The sequence below is a fragment of the Mesorhizobium sp. M2E.F.Ca.ET.219.01.1.1 genome, from assembly GCF_004016445.2.
GTDB lineage: Bacteria > Pseudomonadota > Alphaproteobacteria > Rhizobiales > Rhizobiaceae > Mesorhizobium.
Genome location: NZ_SADT02000006.1, coordinates 348,826 through 363,770, shown reverse-complemented (window position 1 = coordinate 363,770; position 14,945 = coordinate 348,826). Strand labels below are relative to the sequence as shown.

At 63.5% G+C, this 14,945-nt stretch carries 14 protein-coding genes; 4 read left to right on the top strand and 10 right to left on the bottom strand.

From position 1 onward, the window contains the following. Window positions 1-31: 31 nt before the first annotated feature. Entirely contained in the window at window positions 32-262 is a 231-nt protein-coding gene (locus EN862_RS27640) for a DUF680 domain-containing protein (RefSeq protein WP_127866650.1), read from the top strand. Between the two features lie 71 nt (window positions 263-333). On the opposite strand, the gene ugpC is transcribed toward EN862_RS27640, so the two are convergent. The 5 genes from ugpC to EN862_RS27615 form a co-directional block, all read right to left on the bottom strand. Further along, on the bottom strand, window positions 334-1,446 hold the full coding sequence (gene ugpC, locus EN862_RS27635) for a sn-glycerol-3-phosphate ABC transporter ATP-binding protein UgpC (RefSeq protein ID WP_127866649.1): 1,113 nt from the start codon (window positions 1,444-1,446) through the stop codon (window positions 334-336). A 35-nt stretch (window positions 1,447-1,481) separates the two neighbouring features. Next, window positions 1,482-3,158: an alpha-glucosidase gene (locus EN862_RS27630; protein ID WP_127866648.1), complete on the bottom strand. Its 1,677-nt coding sequence runs from the start codon at window positions 3,156-3,158 to the stop codon at window positions 1,482-1,484. A gap of 4 nt (window positions 3,159-3,162) precedes the next feature. Beyond that, the gene (locus EN862_RS27625) at window positions 3,163-4,317 is read right to left on the bottom strand and encodes a carbohydrate ABC transporter permease (protein WP_127866647.1); all 1,155 of its coding nucleotides are present in this window, start codon (window positions 4,315-4,317) and stop codon (window positions 3,163-3,165) included. Between the two features lies 1 nt (window position 4,318). Further along, window positions 4,319-5,332, bottom strand: a complete 1,014-nt coding sequence (locus tag EN862_RS27620) for a sugar ABC transporter permease (RefSeq protein WP_127866646.1) — start codon at window positions 5,330-5,332, stop codon at window positions 4,319-4,321. Window positions 5,333-5,523: 191 nt separating this feature from the next. Next, window positions 5,524-6,879 carry an ABC transporter substrate-binding protein gene (locus EN862_RS27615; protein WP_127866645.1) on the bottom strand — a complete coding sequence of 452 codons (1,356 nt, stop codon included), beginning with the start codon at window positions 6,877-6,879 and terminating at the stop codon, window positions 5,524-5,526. A gap of 359 nt (window positions 6,880-7,238) precedes the next feature. On the opposite strand from EN862_RS27615, the gene EN862_RS27610 reads away from it, so the two are divergent. From EN862_RS27610 to EN862_RS27600, 3 genes are all read left to right on the top strand, one after another. Next, entirely contained in the window at window positions 7,239-8,261 is a 1,023-nt protein-coding gene (locus tag EN862_RS27610) for a substrate-binding domain-containing protein (RefSeq protein ID WP_127866644.1), read from the top strand. Between the two features lie 239 nt (window positions 8,262-8,500). After that, window positions 8,501-8,788: a hypothetical protein gene (locus EN862_RS27605; protein ID WP_112128348.1), complete on the top strand. Its 288-nt coding sequence runs from the start codon at window positions 8,501-8,503 to the stop codon at window positions 8,786-8,788. A gap of 202 nt (window positions 8,789-8,990) precedes the next feature. After that, window positions 8,991-10,337: an FAD-binding oxidoreductase gene (locus EN862_RS27600; RefSeq protein WP_127866643.1), complete on the top strand. Its 1,347-nt coding sequence runs from the start codon at window positions 8,991-8,993 to the stop codon at window positions 10,335-10,337. A 33-nt stretch (window positions 10,338-10,370) separates the two neighbouring features. Here EN862_RS27600 and EN862_RS27595 read toward each other — a convergent pair whose 3' ends face one another. The 5 genes from EN862_RS27595 to EN862_RS27575 form a co-directional block, all read right to left on the bottom strand. Next, window positions 10,371-10,943, bottom strand: coding sequence for a hypothetical protein (locus tag EN862_RS27595; RefSeq protein ID WP_127866642.1), 573 nt, complete (start codon window positions 10,941-10,943; stop codon window positions 10,371-10,373). A gap of 108 nt (window positions 10,944-11,051) precedes the next feature. After that, entirely contained in the window at window positions 11,052-12,500 is a 1,449-nt protein-coding gene (locus tag EN862_RS27590; protein ID WP_127866641.1) for a S8 family serine peptidase, read from the bottom strand. Continuing rightward, window positions 12,490-13,158, bottom strand: coding sequence for an anti-sigma factor (locus EN862_RS27585; protein ID WP_127866640.1), 669 nt, complete (start codon window positions 13,156-13,158; stop codon window positions 12,490-12,492). The genes EN862_RS27590 and EN862_RS27585 overlap by 11 nt, the downstream gene beginning before the upstream one ends. Then, the gene (locus EN862_RS27580; protein WP_127866639.1) at window positions 13,155-13,721 is read right to left on the bottom strand and encodes a sigma-70 family RNA polymerase sigma factor; all 567 of its coding nucleotides are present in this window, start codon (window positions 13,719-13,721) and stop codon (window positions 13,155-13,157) included. Before EN862_RS27580 ends, EN862_RS27585 begins: the two co-directional genes overlap by 4 nt. Before the next feature lie 278 nt (window positions 13,722-13,999). Further along, window positions 14,000-14,839, bottom strand: coding sequence for an alkaline phosphatase family protein (locus EN862_RS27575; protein WP_127866638.1), 840 nt, complete (start codon window positions 14,837-14,839; stop codon window positions 14,000-14,002). Window positions 14,840-14,945 lie beyond the last annotated feature (106 nt).

The window sequence follows — 14,945 nt, the reverse complement described above, 5'->3', positions numbered from 1 at the left end:
GTTCCGATCAAGAAATTCAGGAGTACCTAAGATGAAAAAGATCGTTCTTGCCACCGCCGCTCTCATGGCCGTTTCCACGGCCGCTTTTGCGGGCAGCGACAACTACAACAACAGCGGCGTCAACCAGCCGGCTCCCGCCGTGGATACGACCCGCACCTCGTCGATCGGCACCGATTCGCCGGTCTACAAGCTGCTGAACTCGGGCGACGCGCAGAAGTCGGCGCCGCAGGGCAGCGACCGCGACCGCTTCGGCAATCGTTAACAGCCGACCGCGATTTAAACAGGAGCGGCGGGCCAAGGTCCGCCGCTTTTTCTTTGCCGTGGCGGCTCCGCTCAGGCTGCCTTCGCTTCTTCGCGATGCAGCGTGAAGGAATGCCCGTCGGCGTCGAAGATATGCAGATCGCCGGCGCTGGCGTTGAGCCGCAGCGTCTCGCCGCGCTTAACCTCGACATTGCCCGGCAGCTTGGCGACCAGCGGCAGGTCCGCGCGGCCGATGTCGATATAGACGAGCTGAACCTCGCCGAGCTGCTCGATATAGTCGACCTTGCCCTCGAAGAGGTAATCGGAACCAGTGGCGATCAAGAGATCCTCCGGCCGCACGCCGAAGCTCACCGCCGCGCCATTGGCCGAGGCCGGCGTGGCGATCGGCACCGTCGCCTTGCGGCCGCCGACATGGCTCACCACGGTCGGATTGCCGGCCTTCTCGATCTTTGCCGGCAATATGTTCATGGCAGGCGAGCCGATAAACTGGGCGACGAACAGATTGCCCGGCCGCTTGTAGAGCTCCATCGGCGTGCCGACCTGCTCGACCCGGCCGTCCTTCAGCACCACGATGCGGTCCGCCAGCGTCATCGCCTCGACCTGGTCGTGGGTGACGTAGATCATCGTGGTGTTCGGCATCGATTCCTTCAGCTTGGCGATCTCGATGCGGGTGGCGACGCGCAGCGCGGCGTCAAGGTTCGAAAGCGGCTCGTCGAACAGGAACACTTTCGGGTTGCGCACGATGGCGCGGCCGATGGCGACGCGCTGGCGCTGGCCGCCCGACATCGCCTTGGGCAGGCGGTCGAGATATTTGGTCAGCTGCAGGATTTCCGCCGCCTGCCGCACCCGCTTGTCGATCTCGGCCTTGCTTTCCTTGCCGATCTTCATCGAGAAGGCCATGTTGTCGTAGACCGTCATATGCGGATAAAGCGCATAGGACTGGAACACCATGGCGATGCCGCGCTTCGACGGCGGCACGTCGTTCACCACCTCGCCATCGATCTTCAACTCGCCCCCGGTGATCTCCTCGAGCCCCGCGATCGACCGCAGCAAGGTGGATTTGCCGCAGCCCGATGGCCCGACGAAGACGATGAACTCTCCCGATTTGATGTCGAGGTCGATGCCGTGCAGAATGTTGAGGTTGCCGTATGACTTCTTTACCTGGTTCAGCGTGACATCGGCCATGTTTGTCTCCTCCCGTTGATTGCTGTCTTAGAAGTTCAGTCGATGCGCCCGAACCAGGCGCCGTATCCGCCGAGGCGGACCGGCCCGCTGCCAGTCTGTCCCGAAAAGCCATGTCCGGGCAAGGGCTGCAGCGCGCCTTGGCCGAGATCGATCTCGGCGGATTTGCTGCCGAGGTTGAAGGCGCAGACGATCCGCTCACTGCCCTCGCGGCGCGTGAAGGCGACGGTATCGCCGTCGCTTGCGATAAAGTCGATCTCGCCCTTGGCCAGCGCCGGGTGCTGGCGACGGAAGGCGAGGAAGCGGCGGTAGTGCTCGAGCAGCGAGCTGGCGTCGCCCTGTTGCACGTTGACGGCCTGCGACAGGTGCCTTCCCGGCACCGGCAGCCAGGGTTTCGCCGCCGAGAAGCCGCCATTCTTGGCGGCCGCTTCCCACACCATCGGCGTGCGGCAGCCGTCACGGCCCTTGAACTCCGGCCAGAAGCGGATGCCGTAGGGATCCTGCAGGTCCTCGAATTTCAGCTCCGCCTCGCCAAGGCCGAGCTCTTCGCCCTGATAGATGCAGACCGACCCGCGCAACGACATCAGAAGGGCCGAGATCACCTTGAGATAGGCGGTCGGGTCCGCCTCGTTGGCGGCCCAGCGCGAGGCGACCCGCATCACGTCATGGTTGGAGAAGGCCCAGCACGACCAGCCGTCGCTGGCCACCGTGCCGAACGCCTCCAGCACCGCGCGCACTTTCGCCGCGCTGATCTTTTCCGGCGCGAGGAAGTCGAAGGAATAGCACATATGCACGCGCTTGCCGTCGGCGGTGTAGGCGGCGACCACCTCGAGGCCGCGCTGCGAGTCGCCGACCTCGCCGACGGCGGCCTGCGCCGGATATTCGTCGAGAAGCGCGCGAAAGCGCTCGAGGAAGCTGAGATTCTCCGGGCGGCTCTTGTCGTAGATATGGTCCTGGTAGTTGTACGGATTGACCGCGGGCGCGGTCTGGTCGTTGCGCTGTTCCGGCGGCAGCGGCGGATTGTCCTCCAGCCCCTGGCTGTGGAAATAGAAATTGATCGTATCCAGCCGGAAGCCGTCGACGCCGCGCTCCAGCCAGAAGCGGGTGATGTCGAGCAGCGCGTCCTGAACTTCAGCATTGTGGAAGTTGAGATCGGGCTGCTCGGCCAGGAAATTGTGCATGTAATATTGCTGGCGGCTGGTGTCCCACTGCCAGGCCGAACCGCCGAAGATCGACAGCCAGTTGTTCGGCGGCGTGCCGTCGGGCTTGGCGTCCGCCCACACATACCAGTCGGCCTTGGGATTGCTGCGGCTGGAACGGCTTTCCTTGAACCAGGGGTGGATGTCGGCGGTGTGCGAAAGCACCTCGTCGATCATCACCTTGAGCCCCAGCCGGTGCGCCTCCGCCACCAGCGCGTCGAAATCGGCGAGCGTGCCGAACATCGGGTCGACGTCACAGTAATCCGAGACGTCATAGCCGAAATCCTTCATCGGCGATTTGAAGAAGGGCGAGATCCAGATGGCGTCGACGCCGAGCGAGGCGATGTAGGGCAGGCGCTGCACGATGCCTTTCAGGTCGCCGATGCCGTCGTCGTTGGAGTCCTGGTAGGAGCGCGGATAGATCTGGTAGATCACCGCGCCCCGCCACCAGTCGCGGTCGATGGCAGGGTCTGGGGCGGGGTCTGGTCTCGAAGTCGCCTTCAAAGCCGATTGCATGTCTTCAACCTCCTTTCACCGAGCCGGCAAGCAGCCCGCGGACGAAATAGCGCTGCAGCGAGAAGAACACGATCAGCGGCACGATAATGGTGATGAATGCCGAAGTCGTAAGGATCTCCCAATTGCCGCCGCGTGAGCCGAGCAGCGCGTTGAGCTTGGCCGTCAGCACGATCTGATCGGGCGCCGTGCCGAGGAAAACCATCGCCACCAGAAGATCGTTCCATACCCACAGGAACTGGAAGATGGCGAAGGAGGCAAGCACCGGGAACGACAACGGCAACACGATCTTGACGAAGATCTCGAAATCGCTGGCGCCGTCGATGCGCGCCGATTCCATGATCTCGCGCGGCAGGCCGGCGATGTAGCTCCTGAGCAGGTAGATGGCGAAGGGCAGGCCGAAGCCGGTATGCGCCAGCCAGATGCCGAGATAGGTCTTCGACGGCACGCCGAAGAAGGTGCCGACGCCGTTATAGAGCTTGAGCAGCGGGATGAGCGACATCTGCAGCGGCACGACCAGCAGGCCGATGATGACGGCGATCAGCAGCGCCCGGCCGGGAAAGCGCATCCAGGCGAGCGCATAGGCCGCGAAGGCCGCGATCAGGATGGGGATGATCGTTGCCGGAATGGTCACCGTCAGCGAGTTCATGAACGAGCGGCCGATGCCTTCGGAAAACAGCACCGCATCGTAGTTCGCGGTGGTGAATTTCGGCGGCGCCGAGGAGGCGTAGTAGACGCGCTGGCCGCGGTCGCCTTCGAATGCCTTCGGCGAGGCGAGCACGAAGCTGCCATCCGCGTTCACCTGCAAGGTGACGCCGTCGCCGAGATCGGCCGCCGTGCCGGCCTTGTATTGCGTCGGCGCCGCCGCCTTGACACCAAAGGCGCTGATGTCACGCTTGGCGCCATCGCCGAAGACGTTGCCCTCGATGACATATTTGCCGTCCTTCTGCGTCTGCGCCGAGGCGGCCGGCAGCCGTCCGGCCTCGGTCTGGCTGGAACTGGCGAAGGAATTCCACCAGCCCGAGGCGATGATCTGATCCTTGTCCCGCAATGACGAGACGAGGATGCCGAGCGTGGGGATCGTCCAGATGACGACGAAGACCAGCACGGCGATATGAACGCCGAAGCGGCTGACGAAGGACTTTCCAGTGGACGCGGCCATCTCAATGCCCTCCCGTCTCTTTGTTGGCCTGGCGGATGTTCCAGACCATGATCGGAATGACCGCGATCATGATGATGATGGCGATGGTCGCGCCGCGGCCGAAATCGCCGCCGCCGCGGAACATCCAGTCGAACATCAGATTGGCCAGCACCTGGCTGTTCCATTGGCCGTTGGTCATGGTCAGCACGATGTCGAACACTTTCAGCACGAGGATGGTGATGGTGGTCCACACAACCGCGATCGTGCCCCAGATCTGCGGCACCATGATCTTCCAGAAAATCTGGAACGGGTTGGCGCCGTCGATCACTGCGGCCTCCAGCGTCTCTTCAGGAATGCCGCGCAGCGCAGACGACAGGATGACCATCGCAAAACCGGTCTGGATCCAGATCAGGATCACCATGAGGAAGAAATTGTTCCAGAACGGCAGCGATATCCACACCTGCGGCTGGCCGCCGAAATACTGGATGATGGCGTTGAGCAGCCCGATCTGCACCTGGCCCTCGCCGCGATACTCGTAGATGAACTTCCATATCACGCTGGCGCCGACGAATGAGATGGCCAGCGGCAGGAAGATCAGGCTCTTGGCGATCGTGCTCCACCAGATCTTGTCGGTGAGCACCGCGATGATCAGTCCCAGGAAGGTGCAGGCCGCCGGCACCACCGCCAGCCACAGGATGTTGTTGAGGATCGAGTTGCGGAAATCGTGGTCGCCGAACGCCCACTCGTAATTGGCGAGGCCGACGAAGTTCGCGCCGCCGCGATCGAGGAAGGATAGCCGCAGCGTCTCGATCACCGGGTAGATCAGATAGATGGTGAGAATGATCATCGCCGGACCGACGAACAGCCAGGGCCGCACCAGTCCCTGCCGGCGCAGATTGTCGACGGCTGCCGTGCCTGACACGCCGCGCGACGGGAAAACGAGATCGAGCAGTTTGTTGGCGCCCCAGAAATAGGCGACACAGCCGCCGACGCCGATGATGATGACGAATATGGCCGAGAAAATCTGAGCCGCCATGGGTCCCTCTCCCTGCGCATGACCAGCCAGCCGGGGCTGGCGGTCGGATGCACCGACTTATGAGTTTTCGGAACAATCGAAACGCGAAGGCTTCCGGCGTGGATCGCCGGTCGGACCCGGGCCGTAGCCCGGATCCAGGTGGAGGATGAGGAAAATATCAGGCCGCGCGCGGCGGCCCGTTTGCCGGATGGCTACTTGATGGCATCCCAGCTTTTCTGGATGTCGGCGGCGACGTCCTGCGCGGACTTGCCGCCGACCAGGTCGATCATGCCGGTCCAGAACGAGCCCGCGCCGACCTTGCCGGGCATCAGGTCGGAGCCGTCGAACCGCACCGTGGTGGCCCCGACCAGGATCTCACCCTGCTTCTTCAGCGCGTCGCTGCCATAGGCGTCCTTGTTGGCGGCCTTGAACGGGGTGACGAAGCTCTTCTGCGCCATCCACAATTCATGCGCGAGCGGCATCTGCAGGAACTTGATGAACTCGCGCGAGGCCTTGGAGTCCTTGGTGATCATCACCAGCGTTCCGGCCACTTCCAGCGGCGTGCCCAGCTCCGGCTTGGAGGCGTAGGGCGGATAGGGGAAGAAGTCCGCATCCTGACCGAGCTTCACGTTCTCCGGGAAGAAGGAGGGGATGAACGACGCCTGATGGTGCATGTAGCATTTGGGCGGCACGGTGAAGAGGCCCTTCGGGCTGTCTCGGAAGTCGGTCGCCGCGACCGCCTTGGCGCCGCCGTCCACCATCTTGTCGTCGGTGGCGATCTTGCCGAAGATGTCGATGGCGTTGACCACGGCCGGGTCGGTGAACGGAATCTCGTTCTTCGTCCACTTGTCGTAGACTTCCGGTGGCTGCGTGCGCAGCATGATGTCCTCGACCCAGTCGGTCGCCGGCCAGCCGGTGGCGCCGCCCGAACCCAGCCCGATGCACCAGGGCTTGCCGCCGTCGGCGACGATCTTCTTCTCGAGGTCGGCCAGCTCTTCCTGGGTCTTCGGCACCTTGTAGCCGGCCTCCTCGAAATTGTCCGGCGAGTACCAGACCAGACCCTTCACGTCGATCTTGTAGGGGAAGGCGTAGAAGCCGGGCTTGCCGTCCTTGCCCGTATAGGTGCCGAGCTTGGCCCAGGAATCGCCGGCGGCGTAGTTTTCCTTGATCCAGGCGGCGACGTCGTCGCCCAGCGGGGTCAGCACGCCCTTGGAAGCAAGGTCCTGGATCAGGCCGGGCTGCGGCAGGACGGCGATGTTGGGCGGGCTGCCGGCCTGGGTGTCGATGACGATCTGCTGCTCATAATTCTCGGACGAGGAATATTTCACCTCCGCGCCGGTCGCTTCCTGGAAATAGTCGAGCACCGAACGCACAAGCGTTTCGTCCTCGCCGCGCCACGGCCCGAAGATCGTCAGTGTTTCGCCCTTGAGGTCGACCTTCTTGAGGTCGTCGTAATTCGCCCAGTGAAATTTTGAATCTTCGCCCGGCTTGAACTTCAGTTCGGCATGTGCCGGCAGGCCAAGGGTGAGCGCAGCGAACGCCGCACCCAAGAGAAGCATTTTCTTCATCGCAGTCCTCCCAGTGTTGAGACAGTTCGGACGAAACCTCCATTTCGTCCGCCGACGCCCACGGAACTGTGACTCAGCGAGAAGGCAACCGCAACCTTTCGAAGAGTGCTCCAAAGCGCTTTGGCTAACTCGATCTCGCCATTGATTCACCTTGAAGTCAAGAGGCTCATGTTGCTAATCGATTTAAAAAGCGCCGAATGCCCTAAGAAAGTGCAGTGCAGCAAGCATTTTTGGCGCTGCAGCAGCAATTTTGGCTTCAAACACGGTCGATGCAGCTCTAAGGTCATGTCGTCTGGCGATTGCGCCAGTCATCATCGGATCGATTAAAATTGAAAGCGCTTTGAGGCTGGAGGCCTCCGATGAACCTCAAGCAACTGTCGCATATGCTGTCGCTTTCGCAGACCACGGTCAGCCGGGCGCTGAACGGCTACCCCGAGGTTAGTGAAGAAACCCGGCGGCGGGTGATGGACGCCGCCAAGCGCCACGGCTACCGGCCGAACCCATCCGCACGCCGCCTCGCCACCGGCAAGTCGGGCATGATCGGCTATGTGCTCCCGACGGGTGCATCCGTCGATATCGATCCGCATTTTGTCGAATTCCTCTCCGGCCTCGGCGATTACGCCCGCTCGCACGAGCTTGATCTCGTGCTGTCGCCCGCCGATGCCGACGATGAGGAGACCACCTACCGTCGCATCGTCGCCAACCGGCAGGTGGATGCCGTCTACCTCTCCGCGCCGAGGCCGGCGGACAAGCGGCTGGCGCTGGTCAATACGCTGGGCATACCCTTCATCGTGCATGGCCGCAGCGAAGGCTTCGATTTCGATTATCCCTATCTCGACATTGACAATGAGGGCGCCTTCCACGAGGCGGGGCGGCTGCTCGTCCAACTCGGCCACAAGCGCCTGGCGCTGATCAACGGCAATGACCGCGAGACCTTCGCCATCCACCGCGAGCGCGGCATGCGCCGGGCGCTTGCCGCGAGCGGGCTGATGCTTGGCGAGCGCCATGTCTGCTCACTGACTATGACCGAGGAAAACGGCTATCGAGCCGCGCGCCGCCTGCTCGAGGACAGCGACCCGCCGACGGCGATCGCCTGCTCCAGCCTGATCATGGCGCTGGGCGTGGTGCGCGCCGTGCGCGATCTTGGCCTCACCATCCCCGGCGACCTGTCGCTGGTCGCCCATGACGACGTCTTCCCCTGGCTGCGGCCGGAGAATTTCCCGGTGCCGCTGTCGACCACGCGCTCCTCGATCCGCCTTGCCGGCGCCCGCGTCGCCGAGCGCCTTGCGGCGCGGATTTCCGGGCTGGAGGAGGTAGCGCGCGGCGAGGTCTGGCCGGTCGATCTGGTGGTGCGGGGATCGGTGGCAGGGGCCCCGGTCTAGGGTCAGATTCACCAGCCGAACCGTGGCGCGCTCAGCTGAAAAGACGAGCGCGCGATGGATCGATCGCAGACTAAGCCAATTTCCACCTGCCAGGCCCCACCTTATTGCAAGACGTTCAAATTTGAGCTTCCGCTCTCATGCTTTGTCGAGAGTATCTCCTGTAGTCTCTAGCCCTTCTGCGCCAAAAGTTGGCCGTTCAAAGCGCCACCGGCAACGATGACGACGAATAGGAGAACCCAATGACCCGCACTCACGTTGAACGTCTTGAAGAGTTCAGGGAAATCCTGGTCGCGACTCGACGCGAAGGCGTCCGAAATGTGCACCACACTCGCGACGCGATGCGGGCAAGTGGCTTTCAGATCGGAGATAGCGATGGCTCCAGCTACGGCGCGCAACTGAAGGCGCTTCAAGAGCAAATTGAGGCGGTCGATCGCGCCATCGAAGACGAGAAGCGGTTGGCCTTGGTTCTCGAGGGTGCGGTTCAATCCCGCCGGCCGACCAAGCCGAGGATCGTGAAGGGTGCATAGAGCCAACTACGGCCGCTGGTGAAGCTGGGCTTCCAACGGTAGCAAGGGCGCCGATATAGGGGGCAGGATCCAACGGCTTCACCTGCCGCCTCCTTCATGGGCTGTACTCCCGTGGGACAACGGTTTGCCTGCGTCTGCTCCTGATTTTGGAAGGTGGCAACGGGTAAGTCAGAGTCGTCAGCCAATCCTTCAGGTGCGCCTTTTGCACGCATTCCCGTTTACCGAAGCGGATCCGATCCAACATCCAGGCCCGCCGCCGAAGACGTCGGAGGTGGTGATCGTCGGTGGCGGTGTCATCGGCGTAACGACGGCCCTGTTCCTCGCCTCCCGAAACATCCCGGTGACGCTGCTGGAAAAAGGCCGCGTCGCCGCCGAGCAGTCCTCGCGAAACTGGGGCTGGATCAGAAAGCAGGGACGGGACGCGGATGAACTGCCGATCGTCATCGAGGCCATCCGCCTGTGGCGGCAGCTGGCTGAGGAAAGCGGCGAAGACATCGGGCTGAAGCAAACGGGCGTGACCTATCTGGCCAACGCCGAAAAGGACATGGCCGGCTTCGAGGCGTTCATGAAGATCGCCGCGAGCCATGACTTGGACACGCGTCTCCTAAATGCGGACGAGACCGCGAAACTCATCACCGGCACGTCGCGCAGGTTCAAGGGCGCGATGACGACGCCCTCCGACATGCGCGCGGAACCCTGGTTGGCAGTGCCTGCGCTGGCCAGGCTCGCCGTGCGAAAAGGCGCCAGGATCGTGGAGAACTGCGCGGCGCGAACCCTCGACATCGCGGCCGGTAGGATCAAGGGCGTGTGGACCGAGGCGGGATATATCGACGCCTCCACCGTGCTGGTCGCGGGCGGCGCCTGGTCCTCCCTGTTCCTGGCGCGGCACGGCGTGTCCATCCCCCAGCTCAGCGTCCGCGTCACCGTGGCCGCGACGGAGCCTCTGCCTGAGATCTATGCGGGCGCGGCCGCCGACAATCACATCGCCTTCAGGCGCAGGCAGGATGGCGGATACACGCTCGCCGGAGGCGGCAGCCACTTGCTCTACCTGGGGCCCGACGCATTCCGGCACGCCACCAAATACATTCCCGCCCTCAGGAACGATCCGCTCGGAGCGCGTTATTTTCCGTACGCTCCGTCAGGCTACCCGGATGGCTGGTCGACGCCGCGCGATTGGGCGCCGGATTCAGAGACTCCTTTCGAGAGAATGCGGGTTCTCGACCCAGCCCCCGAACCGGCCCGGCTGCGTGCGATCGAACGCAATTTCAAACAGCTGTTTCCCCAGTTCGAGAAAGCCTGCTTGAAGGTCGGCTGGGGCGGCATGATCGACGCCATGCCCGACGTCGTCCCCGTCGTGGATCGGGTCCAGGCGATCGCCGGTCTTTTGGTCGCGACGGGAATGAGCGGCCACGGCTTCGGCATCGGGCCCGGCATGGGCCGCGTCGTCTCCGACATGATCCAGGGAAACGACACCGGCCACGATCTCAGCCGCTTCCGGCTGCCGCGCTTCTACGATGGAAGCCCGGTACGGTTGGGTCCAGCCCTTTGAATCGGTCGCGCGAAATCCAGCCTGGAGTTCTCTTTAACTCCCGCCGCATTGCGCCACGCGTGAACGATCCGACGCATCTTCCGAATCCATGTAGAACTTCATGAATCCATCGATGACGCCGAGCGCTTCGGCCTCATTCGAGCAACTGTAGGCTGCTTCAAGGGATTTGTTGGCCTTCCGCAAACACATTTCCAGCTGACTGCCTTGCGGTTGCTGTACCTCTGACGACGAGAGGCGTTCCCGAAGCCTCGCATCATTCTCAGGTAAGCCATGGCCATAGGCCTTAAATTGCAACATCAAAGAACTACGTCGGTTCTGGTCGGCGTTGTCCACCCTCGCGGGGGGCCGTAGAACCCCCTTGTCCATGTAGGCTCCAAGCAGTGCCGTTGCCTCAGGTTCGCCTACTCGTACACTCGGCCAAATGATATCCCAGGCCTTCCCGCATTGGTGCTGAGATAGAAAGCTTTCAATCGTCGCCCTATTAAACTCGTCCGCGCTATGCCGCCTGTTTATGCCCAGCACATGCGCATTGAAAAAAGCGCCGCAGCCCATCAATGGAAGCAAAAGAACAAGGATCAAAACGCCCGCGCGGCGAAAGCCGCACAATGACCTCCTGGGGCAACCAACAAGCCGTGTGCCGCCGTCACCCTTGAGCATTGAAGTCCAGTGCCAGTCGTCCCCACTCAACCCGGTGACGGCTTTTGATCAAGCGCCTCATTCCCTCGCCGCTCCCGCCGCCTTCGTGTCGATCAGCCCATAGCCGAAATCATTGTCCCGACCCTTGGGCCCGAGATCCTTGGCCGTTGCCGCCAGCGCTTTCTCGATGTCGTCGGCCGAGCGGTCGGGCGCGGCGTGGATCAGGTTGGCGATGGCGCCGCTGACGATCGCGGCGGCGAAGGATGTGCCGGTCACCACGTCCGAGCCGGCGTCGCTCGGCGCCACCATCTCGACGCCCGGCGCCGAGATGAAGACATAGGCGCCGCGATTGGCCTGCGGCATCAGTCCGTCTTTGGCGTCGGTGGCCGTCACCGCGATCACGCCGTCGAAGGCGGCCGGGTAGCCGTAGGGCGCCTTCGGGCCGTTGTTGCCGGCGGCTGCCACCAGCACCATGCCCAGCGCGCGGGCATTGCGGCAGGCGGTGCCGAGCAGGTCGTTCTTCGGACCGACGAAGCTCATATTGATGATGCGCACATTCTGGTCGGCCGCCCAGTCGAGCGCCGACAGGATGACGTCCATGGTCGACTTGCCGCCTTCGAAGGCCCGCGCGTGATAGATTTTCGCGCCCGGCGCCATGCCTTCCAGCGGCCCGACGCCGGCGATCAGCCCGTCGACAGAGGTGCCGTGGTCGCGCTTCTCGATCGGCACGTTGGGCATGGCGTCATATTGTTCGGCGATGACGCCCTTCAGCGCGGGATTGGTATCGTCGATGCCGGTGTCGATGACGGCGACGCGCACATTCTCGCCGCTCGCCTGTTTTGAATCGAGCGCGATCCGGTCGAAGGCATAGTTCACGATGCCGGCCGCCTGCTGCAGCGAATAGATATGGTTCGGCTCGCGCCGCTTCGTGCGGCCATCGGCGGCGAGTTGCGCCAGCACCACGCCGACAGGCCGCCCGTCGGTGATGCCGAAACGCACCAGCGTCGAGCCAAGCAGCCGCGACTGGCGCTGGGAGCGCACCTGGAGGCCGAAGGAATTGGCGATCTGCTGCACCACGCCGGCATCGCCGTCGACCGTCACCAGCACTTCGTCGGGCACGAATTCGCCGGTAATGGCGCGCGGCGGCTCGGCCAGGTTGAGCCCTTGCGGCACCGTGACCGGCCCGCTCGGCGTCGGTGCGGGCGGTGGCGTGTTGGCGGAACCGTTCGAGGACGATGTTCCACCGGATGGCGCGGGCACTTGCGGGGCTGCACTCGCCGGCGGATTCGGGAACAGATCGACGATCAGCGCCGGCAGGAACACCGCGCCGCCCGCAGTGCCTGGCGTTCCTTCGCCATTCTTGGCACCGCCGTCCTTATCGCAGTCGCTGCCTGCCGTTGTCGTGCGGTTCAAGCAGTCCACCTGCTTCTGCGTCAGATTGGGATCATTGGTCTGCGCAAGCGCAGGCGCGGCGACAAACGTCGCCACGAGAAGCGCCGCATGCAGAATGACCGCCTTAGCCGCCATCGACCGGTTTCCTTCCCTGGATCACAGTATCCGCGAAAGGCTGGGCGGCAACAAGGCCGACGAGCCTGTCGTAATCGGCCGCCGTGCTGACCGGGATCGCCAGATGGAACACGCCGTCGGCGGTCGGGCCGCCGGCGATCTTCAGTCCGTTCTGGCCGAGGAAGGCGGCGATATCGGCCATCTTGGCATCCGGCTTGAACTTGACCAGCGCGAAAGGCAGCTTCGCCAGATCGTCCTGAGCGCCGGCCACCTCGAAGTCGTTGCCCTTGCCGCCCGGCCGTTCGAAGGACTGCACGATGACCAGCGCCAACAGTGCCGCGGCAGCTGCCCAGGCGACGCCGGCGGGCATCGCCGTGACGCGGCCGAAGACCTTGGCGAGCCAGGATTGGCCGGCGGGTGCGCGCACCGGGCCCGCCTCGGCGTCGAGCGCCCTGGCGAAGCGGGAGAGCGCATCGGCTGGCGGGCGGATCGCCTCGTTGGCGGCGGCGGTGCCGGAGAACTCGGCCTCCGCTTCGCCAAGCGCTGCCATCGCCGCCGGATCGGTCGCCAGCCATTCCTCGACGGCCTCCAGCTCGGCGCCTTCCAGCGAGCCGTTCAGGTAGAAAGGCAGCAGCGTTTCCATCTCGTCGCGGCGCGACATCTTTTCAGCGGCGCTCATGGCCACCCCCTGTCGTAACCGGCGGCCTTGAGGGCTTCGCCGAGTTTCTTGCGGGCGTAGAACATCCTGGTTTTCACGGTCGCGACCGGGATGTTGAGCACTTCGCCGATCTCGGTCACCGACTGGCCATGGTAATAGGCAAGGTCGATCACCGTGCGATGTTCTTCCGGCAAGGCATCGACGAAGCGGCGCAAGGCTGCCGCCTTGTCTTCCTTCATGGTGACGACTTCCGGCGTGTCGGCACTGTCGGGAACCTGCGCCGCGTCATCGTCGTCGATCCAGTCTTCCTTCTTCTTGCGCAGCATGGACAACGCCTTGAAGCGGGCGATGCCGAGCAGCCAGGTGGAAACCTCAGAGCGGCCCTCGAACCCGGGCGCCTGCTTCCACAGCTCCAGAAAAACCTCGTTTGCGATATCGTCGGCCATCATTTCCGATCCCGTCTGGCGCGCCACGAAGCGGTAGATCCGCGCGTGGTGACGCATGAACAGGAGCCGAACGGCGGCCCGGTCGCCCTTCGCGACCCGGTCTACAAGCGCGCGATCGGTTTCCGTCGCCGCGTTCATGGCCGGTCGAGCCGCCTGGCTCCTCGAAGCTCTGTCGCTGATCGGTCCAAAAAGGTTCACCCTCCGCCAAGGATTTTCGGAGGCTAACTGAAGAACGGGAGCGTTGCCAGTAGGCAGGGCGCCCCCTTCTCCCCTTGTGGGAGAAGGTGACCGCGAAGCGGCCGGATGAGGGGTGTTCCAGGGAAAGCCAGCCTCTCACTCCGCTGGAACACCCTCATCCGTCTCGGCGCTGCGCGCCGATCCACCTTCTCCCACAAGGGGAGAGGGAGAGGCCGCGCTTACCCCAAAAACACCTTCGCCTTCATCGTCTCGGGTATTTCCACCCCAAGCCGGCTCAGCACTGTCGGCGCGAGCTGCAGCTGGTCGAGCAGCGTGTCGGCCTCGGGGCCTTTCGCGGGCCCGAAATAATAGAGCGCGACATCCTGCATCTCGTCGTCATGGCCGCCGTGGTGGCCGCGATCCGTCTGGCCGTGGTCGGCCGTCACGATCACTTCATAGCCGGCTTCGCGCCATTTCGGCAGGAACGCCGCCAACATGCCGTCCATCGCGTAGCAGGCATGGTCCATCTCGATGCAGTCATGACCGAAGCGATGCCCCATCGAATCCAGCGTGCAGGTGTGCAGGATGCCGTAGTCGATGCCGTGGCGCTTCACCAGCATGGTCAGCGTCGCGAACAGGTCGACGTCACTCGGCGTCATCTGGTTCTTGAGATTGTAGCCGGTCATGGTGTGGAAGCGGCCATGCGTGATCGGGCCGCTTGGATCGTTGAACTCCATGTCCTCGACAAGGTCGAATGGATACGAGCGAAAGAATTCCGACCAATAGGAATGGGTCACCGCGCCCGTCTTGCCGCCGGCCTTGCTGACCTCCGAGAAGATATCCGGCTGCGTGACGCGAAAGCGGTTCTCGTTGGAAAGAATGCCATGCACCTGCGGCGTCACCCCGGTGTGGATCGAGGCGTAGCAGCAGGCCGAGGTCGACGGCAGCACCGAACGCATCTTCCACACCTGCGCCTCGCCCGACTGCGCCCAGCCCTCCAGATTGCCCATCAGCCGGCGCCAGTTCCGGTAGGGCACGCCGTCGAGGATGATGAGCAGCAGTTTGGATTTGAGCGCCACGGGGCGGGCTCCATGCGATTTTGCGGTAGGGATCTTTATCGAGGCCTGGCCGGTCAGGCCAAGCCTCAGAAGCGCAGAATAGGACGCCAGCTCAACCCATGTCGTC